Below are 11,169 nucleotides of genomic sequence, written 5' to 3'. Positions count from 1 at the left end.
CCGCACCGCGTTTCGCGCCGCAAGGACGTCGCGGAGCGCCGAACCGTCAGTCCTTCGTCGGCGTCTGCGCATCGGCGGAAGCGGGCATCTTCAGTTTCCGCAGCCGCGCGATCACGTCGCGCGCGCCCGCCGGGGCGACCTGCAGGAACAGCGCGAACAGCGCCTCGTCGTCGAACGTCTCGAGCGCCGTGGCGATCGGCAGCGCGATCGCCTGACGGCTGCGTGCACCCGGCTGCGCCTCCAGCACGATCGTCCGCCACGCCATGCCGACCGGCGCGGGACCCGCGACGTCGGCAAACTCGCCCGGCACCATGTTGCGGATCCGCAAGCGCCGCGTCGACGCCTTAACGAACCACGCCGCGTCGCCTGCCGTCGCGATCTCCACCGCCAAATCCCGTCCGTTCATGGCCTGCCTCATATCCTGTCCTTGATGCCGCGCGGTGCTGCGGAAGCGCCCGCGATGCAACCCGCGGTCGGCAAAGCGGCGCAAACTGATGCCCGGATATCACAGCCGCCACCCTCGACCACACATCACGATATTCGCTATTGATAATAGTTATCAAGAACGGTAGCCGGCGCGCATTACGAAAGGGATCCCATGACACGACGTTTCGGCATAGCCGTCCTGCTGGCCTCGGCGACGACCGCCGCCCCCGGACAGGCGCAGACCGCCCCGGAGGCGCCCGCCGCCAGCCTCGACACCGGGATCGTCGTCGTCACCGGCCAGCATGCGCGCAACCAAGCGTCGTCGGGCACCAAGACGGACACCCCGCTGGCCGAGACGCCGCAGTCGATCACCGTCATCACCAGCGACGATATCGCGGGCCGCAGCCTCCAGAACCTCAACCAGGCGCTGCGTTTCGTGGCCGGCGTCACGCCCGAGACACGCGGCGCGAGCGCGGAAGTGTACGACCAGTTCAAGCTGCGCGGGTTCGATGCGCCGGTATATCTCGACGGCCTGAAGCAGTTCGGCAGCGCGTCGGGCTATGCGGTGCCGCAGGTCGACGTCTCGCGCCTCGACCGGATCGAGGTCATCAAGGGGCCAGCCTCGGTGCTGTACGGCCAGTCGAGCCCGGGCGGCCTCGTCGCCGAATCGAGCAAGCTGCCGCTCGACCAGGCGTTGTACGGCGCGATCAGCGGGACCTATGGCAATTACGATCTCTACCGAGTCGATGCCGATCTTGGCGGTCGCGCGGGCGAGGGCGTGCTGTGGCGGATCAACGGCAGCGCCAACGGCGCGGACACGCAGCAGAAATTCGGCAAGCGCGAACGCCAGACGATCTCGGCCGCGGTGACCGCGGGCGCGGGCAGCTCGACCAGCTTCACGCTGCTCGGCGCCTATTCGCACGATCCGTATAACGGCGATTACGGCGTGTTCCCGGCCAGCGGCACGCTGCTCGCGAACCCCAATGGCACGCTGCCGACCAGCTTCGACGGGGGCGAGGCGGGCAACCGGTTCAGCCGCGACCAGGCCGCGCTCACCTACATTTTCCGCCATGATTTCGGCGGCGGCTGGGCGTTCCGCTCCTCGGGCCGCTATCAATATGTGAAGGCGAATCTGGGGCTGATCTACACCGCGGGCGGGCTCGATCCGAGCGATCCGAGCGGCCAGACATTCTCGCGCGCCTCCTATGCGTCGCGCGAAAAGCTTAACAACTGGACGTTCGACAACCAGCTGAGCGGCACGGTCCAGACCGGGCCGATCAAGCACACGCTTCTCTTCGGCGTCGACCGCCAGGTCGCGCACTCGACCCAAGTCGTAGCGTTCGGCTCGGCGCCGTCGCTCAACGGCTTTTCCCCGGTCTATGGTACGACGACGGTCCCCACCACGCCGGAGCAGATCGGCGGTCAAAATCCGACCAACATCCAGCAGCGCCAGCAAGGCGTCTACGCGCAGGATCAGATGTCGCTCGGCGACCTCCGCGTGGTCCTCAGCGGACGGCAGGATTGGGCGCGCGCGCATCAGGACGGGCGCGACGTGAAGCACGACGAAAAGTTCACCTATCGCGCCGCCGCGCTCTACACGCTGCCGTTCGGTCTTGCACCGTATGTCAGCTATTCGACGTCGTTCGAACAGCAGGCCAGCCCGATCACGCAGAGCGACGGAACACCTGGGCTAGCTGACCCATCGCTCGGCAAGCAGCTCGAAGCCGGTGCGAAATTCACCGTTCCGGGCACGCAGATCCTGCTGTCGGGCGCCTGGTTCCGGATCGACCAGACCAACGTCTTGACGAACACGCCCGATTTCAGCGTGTCCCGTCAGACCGGCGGCGTTCGCTCGACGGGCGTCGAGTTCGAAGGAAGCGCGCCCCTGCCCTACGGATTTAACGCGCGCGTCGCGTTCAGCCGGCAGCGCGTGAAGGTCACAAGTGACGCCGACGCTCCGCAGCGCGTCGGCCGGGGTCTGGAGACCGTCGGCCGTGGCGGCGCGTCGCTCGGGCTGGACTGGGCCGCGCCCGAGGGCGCGCTCGCGGGGCTGACGATCGGCGGCGCGGTGCGGCATGTCGACCAGGTCTATGCCGGCGTCACGCCGGGCGAGACGCAGGGCCGCAACAGCCCGTCCTACACGGTCTATGACGCGCTGGTCCGCTACGACCTGGAGAAGCTCGCGCCGTCGCTGCGTGGGCTCAGCCTGGCGGTCAACGGCGCCAACATCTTCGACAAGAAGTATCTGACGTCGTGCTTCGCCAACTATAACTGGTGCTGGTACGGCAACCGCCGCACCGTCCAGGCGACGATCGGCTATCGCTTCTAGCGTTCCTTACACCGTCCGTTCGCGATCCTCCCCGGCCAAGGGAGGATCGCTGCAAAAATGTACCGCGTTTCCTGATGCGTGAGGGAAATTCGGGGGGCGCGAAGCTGCCACCCTCTGGAAAATCGGCTGCCGCGACGGCACTTGGGGCTCGTCACTCCGGGCTCACGCCGGGTTGACGCGGCTACCCCGACGCCGCCACCCTCGTACGCGTACACGTAAGGATCCCGGTTTCCCCATGCAGCTTGTCATCGTCGAATCGCCTGCCAAGGCCAAAACCATCGAGAAGTATCTCGGCAGCGACTATCGCGTGCTGGCCAGCTACGGCCATGTCCGCGACCTGCCGCCCAAGGACGGCTCGGTGGATCCCGACGATCAGTTCGCGATGACGTGGGAGAATTACGCCGACAAGTCGAAGCAGCTCAAAGCGATCACCGATCTCGCCAAGCTCGCCGACCGCCTGATCCTCGCGACCGATCCGGATCGCGAGGGCGAGGCGATCTCGTGGCACGTCCGCGAGGTCCTGCGCGCGCGCAAAGCGCTGCCGAAAGAGGTGGAGCGCGTCACCTTCAACGCGATCACCAAGGCCACCGTCACCGAGGCGATGAAGAACCCGCGCGAGCTCGACGACGATCTGATCGACGCGTACCGCGCCCGCCGTGCGCTCGATTACCTCGTCGGCTTCACGCTCTCGCCGGTGCTGTGGCGCAAGCTGCCCGGCGCCAAGTCCGCGGGCCGCGTCCAGTCCGTCTCGCTGCGCCTGATCGTCCAGCGCGAGCGCGAGATCGATGTCTTCAAGCCGCAGGAATATTGGTCCGTCACCGCCGAGATGGAGCATGACGGCACCGCGTTCCAGTCGCGCCTGACGCAGTTCGAGGGCAACAAGCTCGATCGCCTGTCGATCGGTAACGAGGGCGATGCGCTGCGCGCGAAGCAGGCGGTGCTCGACGGCAATTTCTCGGTCCAGACGGTCGAGACCAAGCCCGCCACGCGCAACCCGCCGCCGCCCTTCACCACCTCGACGCTCCAGCAGGAGGCGTCGCGCAAACTCGGCTTCTCCGCCGATCACACCATGCGGATCGCGCAGGGCCTCTACGAGGACGGCGCGATCACCTATATGCGTACCGACGGTGTCCAGATGGACGGCAGCGCGATCAGCGCCGCGCGCCTCGCGGTCGCGAACCGCTTCGACGCGAGCTACGTCCCCGACAAGCCGCGCCAGTACCAGTCGAAGGCGAAGAACGCGCAGGAAGCGCATGAGGCGATCCGCCCGACCGATTTCGGCAAGGACAAGGCCGGCGGCGGCGATCACGCGCGCCTCTACGACCTGATCTTCAAGCGCGCGCTCGCCAGCCAGATGGCATCGGCCCGGATGGAGCGCACCACGGTCGAGATGGCCGACGGGACGGGGCGCAACATCCTGCGCGCCACCGGTCAGGTCGTGCTCTTCCCCGGCTATCTCGCGCTGTACGAGGAAGGCGCGGACGACACGCAGGACGAGGACGCACGCCGCCTGCCGCGGATGAAGGAGGGCGATGCCCCCGCCAAGAAGAAGGTCGACGCCGAGCAGCACTTCACGCAGCCGCCGCCGCGCTTCTCGGAGGCCTCGCTGGTCAAGCGGATGGAGGAGCTCGGCATCGGCCGTCCGTCCACCTACGCGTCGATCATCAAGACGCTGAAGGACCGCGCCTACGTCCGGATCGAGAAGAACCGCTTCTTCGCCGAGGAGAGCGGACGCCTCGTGACCGCGTTCCTCGAGCGCTTCTTCGAGAAATATGTCGGCTATGATTACACCGCCGAGCTCGAGGAGGAGCTCGACGACGTCTCGGGCGGCCGCGCGCAGTGGCAGTCGGTGCTCGACGCGTTCTGGCGCGATTTCAAGCCGCGCACCAACGAGGTGATGGAGCAGCAGCCCAGCGCGATCACCGCCGAGCTCGACACCTTTCTCGCGCCCTACCTCTTCCCCGCCAAGGCGGATGGCGGCGATCCGCGGCTCTGCCCGAACTGCGGCGAGGGGCAGCTCGCGCTGCGCGGCGGCAAGTTCGGTGCGTTCATCGCGTGTTCGAACTATCCCGAGTGCAAATACACGCGTCGTTTCGCACAGCCTGGCGGTGACGCGGAGGCGGATGCGGGTCCCTCGACGCTCGGCACGCATCCCGACACCGGCCAGCCGATCGAGCGCAAGTCGGGACGCTTCGGCCCGTATCTGCAAATCGGCGAGGGCGAGGACCGCAAGATGGCGTCGATCCCGAAGGATATCGGCGAGCTCAACCTCGAATGGGCGGTCAAGCTGTTGTCGCTCCCGCGGACGGTCGGCAATCACCCCGAGACCGGCGAGCCGATCATCGCGACGATCGGCAAGTTCGGGCCGTATCTGAAGCATGAGGGCAAGTATGCGCGTCTCACGACGACCGCGGACGTGTTCGAGACGGGCATGAACGCGGCGGTCGTGAAGCTCGCCGAGGCGGCGGCCGGCGGCGGTCGCACCGCGCGCGGGGCGCAGGCGCCGCTCAAGATACTGGGCAACCATCCGCGCACCGAGGCGGAGATCAAGCTGATGGAGGGGCGCTACGGTCCCTATGTCACCGACGGCACGACGAATGCGACCCTGCCCAAGTCGATCGAGAAGGACCAGCTGACGCTGGAGGAAGCCGCCTCGCTGATCGACGCGCGGGCGGCGGCAGCGCCTGCGACGAAGAAGAAAAAGGCCCCCGCCAAGAAGCCCGCGGCGAAGAAGGCACCGGCTAAGGCTGCGGCCGCGAAGGACGGGGAGACGAAAGCGGCGCCTGCAAAGAAGGCGCCGGCGAAAAAGGCCCCCGCCAAGAAAGCCGCGCCAAAGAAGAAAGCGGAAGCCTAATCCTCCCCTGCAAGGGGAGGGGGACCATCCAAAGGATGGTGGAGGGGGGCTTCCCCAACCGTCACGCGGCGAAGAGAGAGACCCAAGAACGCTACGTCCGCGGCGAGCCCCCTCCACCCTTCGCCAAGCGGCGAACGGTCCCCCTCCCCGTTCCGGGGAGGATCACGCCGCGCGGCGCTGGGTCAGTTGCATCCAGTCGCGCGCGGCGCGTTGCGCCACCGAGATCTCGCGCGCCGTCATGTCCTCGGCGATCTGCGCACGGCATTCCTGTGCCGCGATGTTGCCCGACACCGCCGCGAGGTTGAACCACTTGTGCGCCTCAATCAGGTCGAGGACGACGCCCGACGCGCCGGTCGAATAGACCATGCCGAGTTCGTAACACGCCCGGTCGTCGCCGCGCGCGGCGTCCTTCAGACGGCGTTCGATCAGGAAATTCGCGCTCTTGAGACTGCTGCCCATGGTCTGCCCCCAATGTTCGTTGGGGCAGACTGCGACGATTCCCACTACGGAATGGTTAATGGGTTAACGTCTCAATTTTACAACGCGTTGCGCTATTCGATCGCGATGTTGTCGATCAGCCGGGTCGCGCCCATCCGGGCCGCCGCCAGCAACCGCCGCGGACGGTCCGCCGCGGGGTTCTCGGCGAGCGTCTCCGCATCCGCGAGCGCGACGTAATCGATCGCGAACCCCGCGCCGACCAAGGTCGTGCGCGCATCGTCGAGCACCGAATCGACATCCTCGCCCTTCGCGATCGCCCGCGCGGCCACGCCCAGCGCGCGTGGCAGCGCGACCGCCTGCTTGCGCTGCTCGTCGTCGAGATAGATGTTGCGCGACGACATCGCGAGCCCGTCATCGTCGCGCTGCGTCGGCACGCCGACGATGTCGATCGCGAAGTCGAGATCGGCGACGAACCGCCGCACGACCGCGAGCTGCTGGTAATCCTTCTCGCCGAAATAGGCCGTATCGGGGCCGACCTGGTTGAACAGCTTGGACACTACGGTCGCGACGCCGTCGAAATGGCCGGGCCGCGCCGCACCGTCGAATCCGTCGCTGACGCCCGAGACTCGCACCGTCGTCGCGAACCCGTCGGGATACATCGCCTCGACCGAAGGCAGCCAGAGCAGGTCGCACCCGGCCTCGGTGAGCATCCGGATATCGGCCATCTCGCGCCGCGGATAGCGCGACAGATCCTCGTTCGGCCCGAACTGCTTGGGGTTCACGAAGATCGACGCGACGACCTTGGTCCCCGGCCGTTTCGCCGCCTCGATCAGCGCGACATGGCCGGCGTGGAGCGCCCCCATCGTCGGGACGAGCGCCACGCGCTGCCCCGCCGCACGGAAGGCGGCGACGCTGTCGCGCAACGCATTCAGGTCCCGGACGATGTCCACGCGAAACTCCTACTCGATAAGTGCGGTCGCGGCTTCTATGAAGGGTGACAGTTACGATCAATAAGGAAACGCGCGTTGGCCACGGGCCCTGACTCACCCCAAGCTTCGACGCACGTGATCGTGTTCGCCAACGAGAAGGGCGGCACGGGCAAGTCGACGACCGCGGTGCACGTCGCGATCGCGCTCGCCGCCAAGGGCGCGCGCGTCGCGTGTCTCGATCTGGATCACCGCCAGCGCACCGTGGGCCGCTATCTCGACAACCGCGCGGAGACGATGCGGCGCAACGGATCGGTGCTGCCGATGCCGCGCCACGCGACGCTGTCGGCGCAGAGCGAGGACCAGTTCGAGGACCTGTGGCACTCGCTGTGCGAGGGATCGGATTTCCTCGTCGTCGATACGCCGGGCCGCGACGATCCGTTCGCGCGCACCGCCGCCGCGCTGTCGAACACGCTCGTCACGCCGATGAACGACAGCTTCGTCGACTTCGACCTGATCGGGCAGGTCGATCCCGAAACCTATCAGGTCACGCGGCCGAGCTTCTATTCCGAACTCATCTGGGATGCGCGCAAGCAGCGTGCGCGCGCCGATGGCACGACGATCGACTGGGTCGTGCTGCGCAACCGCCTCCAGCATATCGAGGCGCGCAACATGCGCCGCGTGTCCGATGCGCTGGCGCAACTGGCCAAGCGGGTCGGCTTCCGGATCATCCCGGGCCTCGGCGAGCGCGTCATCTACCGCGAGATGTTTCCCGCCGGGCTGACGATGATCGATTCGAAGGAATTCGGCAGCATGGGCCTTGGCCATGTCGCCGCGCGCCAGGAACTGCGCGAGATGATGGCGGCGCTGCAGCTGCCCGATATCGTCGCGGAGCAGCCCCCGGTGCCCGGCGTCGCTGCGTGAAGTGGATCGTCGCCGCCGTCTTCATCTGGCTGGCCTGGCATTATCTTCGCCCCAAGCCGAAGGCCAAGCCTGAACGCGCGGTGGTGACGGACGAAGCGGAGGCGCGCTCGATCCTCGGCATCGATCGCACCGCGGACGCCGACGCGATCCGCAGCGCGCACCGCCGCCTGATCGCCTCGGTCCACCCCGACCGCGGCGGCTCGACCGACCTGACCCGCCGGGTGAACGCCGCGCGCGATCTACTGCTGAAGCGCGCGCGATAACCCCAAACCGCCGTTCGTCCTGAGCGAAGTCGAAGGACATTGGCTGGAACCCGTCCTTCGACTTCGCTCAGGACGAACGGAAATCTAGATAATGACCCACCAGTTCGATCCGACCTCGCTCCGCGAATACGACATCCGCGGGATCGTCGGCAAAGCGCTCGGCCCCGCCGACGCGGTCGCGATCGGCCGCGGCTTCGCCACCCGCATCCGCGAGGCCGGCGGTCGCCGAGTCGTCGTCGGCTATGACGGCCGCCTGTCCTCCCCCGCGCTCGAGGCCGCGCTCGTCACCGGCCTGACCGCGGGCGGCGTCGACGTCGTCCGGATCGGGCTGAGCACCTCGCCGATGCTCTATTACGCCGAGGCGACGTTAGAAGTGGATGGCGGCATCCAGGTAACCGGCAGCCATAATCCCCCCGAGTATAATGGCTTCAAGATAGTACAGGCGCGTGCGCCATTTTTCGGTGACGCCATCCAGGGGCTCGCCACGCTTGCCGCGACGGGTGCCTGGAGCGAAGGCGCGGGCATTGTGACGAACGCCGACGTCCTCGATGCCTATGTCGCGCGGCTCGTGGCGGGCTATGCCGGGGGGGCGTACCGGATGGGCTGGGACACCGGCAACGGTGCCTCCGGCCCGGCGATCGAGAAGCTCGTCAAGCTCCTCCCCGGTGAGCATCATGTACTGTTCGCCGATGTAGACGGCAATTTTCCCAACCATCATCCCGATCCTACCGTGGAATCCAATCTTGCCGATCTGAAGCAGCTTGTGGTGGAGAAGAACCTTGATTTCGGACTGGCTTTCGACGGGGACGGCGACCGGATCGGTGCGGTCGACGCGCTGGGACGCGTGATCTGGGGCGATCAGATCCTCGCCATATTGGTCGAACCTGCGCTGCGCGAGCATCCCGGCGCGCCGATCGTCGCCGACGTGAAGTCCTCGCAAGCGCTGTTCGATCGAATCGCGGCGTTGGGCGGCGAGCCGGTGATGGCGCCCACCGGCCACAGCCTGATGAAGACCGCGATGACTCGCACGGGGGCGCCGATCGGCGGCGAACTGAGCGGGCACCTGTTTTTCGCGGGCGAATATTACGGCTTCGACGATGCGCATTATGCCGCGGTACGGCTGATCCGCGCGGTGCACCTGTCGGGGCAGTCGCTGACCGAACTCTGCGACGCGATGCCCGCGCTGGTGGCGACGCCCGACCTGCGCTTCCCGGTCGACGACGCGCGAAAGTTCGCGGTGGTGGACGAGGTGATCGCGCGGTTGCAGGCGGATGGCGTCGAGATGAATCTCACCGACGGCGCACGCGTGACGACCGCCGACGGCTGGTGGCTGCTGCGCGCGTCGAACACGCAGGCGATGCTGACCGTCCGCGCGGAAGCGAAGGACCAGGCGGCGCTCGATGCGTTGCTGGCGGAGGTCGATGCGCAGTTGGCGGCGAGTGGTGTGATCCGCGCCGGACAGCCCAAATAGACCACCACCCCGGCGAAGGCCGGGGCCCAAGTGGAAAGGTGGAAATAACGAAGCGCCGGCATCGGTTAGCACCGTTACCCAATTGGACCCCGGCCTTCGCCGGGGTGGTGCAGGTTGAGAGCGTGCCCCATAATTGAGTACCGCCTTCGCGGGGATGACGACACTATGGGGGATCCGCGGGAGCGACAGGGCGGCGGCCAGACCCGATTGACACGCCATCCCCCTCGCCTACCGTCCCGCCACCACCCCAAGGAGTCCCCCCGTGGAGCGCCCAGTCGATGAATTCCGGTCCAGCACGCGCCGCTGGCTGCTCGGCAGCTTTGCCGGCTGGGGAACGCTGCTCACCTGCCTGGTCGGCATAGGCTTCGTCCTGATCGGCGTCCGCTGGCTCAGGAACCGCAGCGCCACGTACGAGATTACCGACCAGCGGCTGATCATCAAGCGCGGCATCCTGTTCAAGACGATCGACGAGGTCGAGCTCTACCGGATCAAGGACGTCCGGCTCGGCTATTCGCTGCTCAACCAGATGACCGATATCGGCACGATCACGCTCACCTCGAGCGATCGCACGACGGCGGGGGGCGAGTTCAGCCTCCGCGATATTCCGATGGCGCGCGAGCGTCGCGAAGGCCTGCGCAAGCTCGTCGACCGCGCCCGCCAGCGCCGCGGCGTCCGCGAACTCGATGTCGATGACGCATACGCGCTGGATTAAGCGCGCTTTTATCCCCACATGACGGGCATGGCGCCCCCCTATCCCAAGCCCAAGCAGCAACCGCAGATGATCCGGGTCGTCGACCTGGAGACCACCGGCTCCGCGCCGCCCGCGCACGGAGTCTGCGAGATCGGCTGGCAGGACGTCGCGCTCGCCGAGAATGGCCGCTGGGAGATTTACGGCGAAGGCGGCAGCCTGCTCGTCAATCCCGGCCGGCTGATCCCGCCGGTCACGCAGGCGATCCACCATATCCTCGACGAGCATGTCGCCGACGCGCCGTGGTGGCATGACTGCGCGCGGCAGGTGCTCGATCCGTGGCCGCGCCGCCTCGCACTCGCCGCGCACCGCGCCGATTTCGAGCAGAAATTCTGCACCCCTGCGCTGACTCGCGACGCCGAGTGGATCTGCACCTGGAAATGCGCGCTGCGGCTCTGGCCCGACAGCCCGAGCTTCTCGAACCAAGTGCTGCGCTACTGGCGCAAGCCGCAGGGCATGGAGCATGAGCGCGGCCTGCCCGCACACCGCGCCTTCCCCGACGCCTATGTCACCGCGTTCCACCTGCGCGACATGCTCAACGAGGCGAGCTTTGCGCAGCTTGTCGAATGGTCGCGCGATCCGGGCCTGATCCCGCGCGTCCGCTATGGCCCCGATCGCGGCAAGGAATGGTCCGAGCTCGATCACGAGACGCTGATGGCATTCATGACCGATCGCGATCCCGATATCCGCTTCACCGCCAACCACGAGATGGACCGCCGCAGCGGCGGAGGCCGCGTCGGCAAGGCCAGCGCGCAGGACCTGTTGCTGTAGCTGCCTGTCCTCCCCTGCA

The 11,169-nt window shown here is 67.1% G+C and carries 10 protein-coding genes; 7 read left to right on the top strand and 3 right to left on the bottom strand.

Annotated features, from left to right (window positions below):
* Positions 1 to 46: 46 nt before the first annotated feature.
* The gene (locus EV283_RS13735; RefSeq protein WP_130326313.1) at positions 47 to 418 is read right to left on the bottom strand and encodes a hypothetical protein; all 372 of its coding nucleotides are present in this window, start codon (positions 416 to 418) and stop codon (positions 47 to 49) included.
* Positions 419 to 598: 180 nt separating this feature from the next.
* Here EV283_RS13735 and EV283_RS13730 point away from each other — a divergent pair, with 180 nt between their 5' ends.
* Positions 599 to 2,755 (top strand): TonB-dependent siderophore receptor, encoded by a 2,157-nt coding sequence (locus EV283_RS13730; protein ID WP_130326311.1) that lies wholly within the window; start codon positions 599 to 601, stop codon positions 2,753 to 2,755.
* Between the two features lie 235 nt (positions 2,756 to 2,990).
* Positions 2,991 to 5,609 carry a type I DNA topoisomerase gene (topA, locus tag EV283_RS13725; RefSeq protein WP_130326309.1) on the top strand — a complete coding sequence of 873 codons (2,619 nt, stop codon included), beginning with the start codon at positions 2,991 to 2,993 and terminating at the stop codon, positions 5,607 to 5,609.
* Between the two features lie 162 nt (positions 5,610 to 5,771).
* Here the strand turns inward: topA and EV283_RS13720 are convergent, their stop codons facing one another.
* Together EV283_RS13720 and panC are read right to left on the bottom strand one after the other, a co-directional pair.
* Entirely contained in the window at positions 5,772 to 6,068 is a 297-nt protein-coding gene (locus EV283_RS13720; RefSeq protein ID WP_056416128.1) for a sel1 repeat family protein, read from the bottom strand.
* Between the two features lie 92 nt (positions 6,069 to 6,160).
* Complete coding sequence (gene panC, locus EV283_RS13715) at positions 6,161 to 6,997, bottom strand: pantoate--beta-alanine ligase (protein WP_130326307.1); 837 nt, start codon at positions 6,995 to 6,997, stop codon at positions 6,161 to 6,163.
* A gap of 75 nt (positions 6,998 to 7,072) precedes the next feature.
* Here panC and EV283_RS13710 point away from each other — a divergent pair, with 75 nt between their 5' ends.
* The 5 genes from EV283_RS13710 (at position 7,073) to EV283_RS13690 (ending at position 11,150) form a co-directional block, all read left to right on the top strand.
* Complete coding sequence (locus tag EV283_RS13710) at positions 7,073 to 7,897, top strand: division plane positioning ATPase MipZ (protein WP_130326305.1); 825 nt, start codon at positions 7,073 to 7,075, stop codon at positions 7,895 to 7,897.
* A complete protein-coding gene (locus EV283_RS13705; RefSeq protein WP_107957704.1) occupies positions 7,894 to 8,160 on the top strand; it encodes a DnaJ domain-containing protein in 267 nt (88 codons plus the stop codon). Before EV283_RS13710 ends, EV283_RS13705 begins: the two co-directional genes overlap by 4 nt.
* 91 nt (positions 8,161 to 8,251) lie before the next feature.
* Positions 8,252 to 9,631 (top strand): phosphomannomutase/phosphoglucomutase, encoded by a 1,380-nt coding sequence (locus tag EV283_RS13700; RefSeq protein ID WP_130326303.1) that lies wholly within the window; start codon positions 8,252 to 8,254, stop codon positions 9,629 to 9,631.
* 262 nt (positions 9,632 to 9,893) lie between these two features.
* On the top strand, positions 9,894 to 10,343 hold the full coding sequence (locus EV283_RS13695) for a PH domain-containing protein (protein WP_056416112.1): 450 nt from the start codon (positions 9,894 to 9,896) through the stop codon (positions 10,341 to 10,343).
* Positions 10,344 to 10,370: 27 nt separating this feature from the next.
* Entirely contained in the window at positions 10,371 to 11,150 is a 780-nt protein-coding gene (locus EV283_RS13690) for an exonuclease domain-containing protein (RefSeq protein ID WP_130326301.1), read from the top strand.
* Positions 11,151 to 11,169: the final 19 nt, after the last annotated feature.

Origin of the sequence: Sphingomonas sp. BK036 (assembly GCF_004216825.1) — a bacterium.
Lineage (GTDB): Bacteria > Pseudomonadota > Alphaproteobacteria > Sphingomonadales > Sphingomonadaceae > Sphingomonas.
Note: the sequence above shows the minus strand (reverse complement) of the source record. Positions and strands in the feature narration are given on the sequence as shown.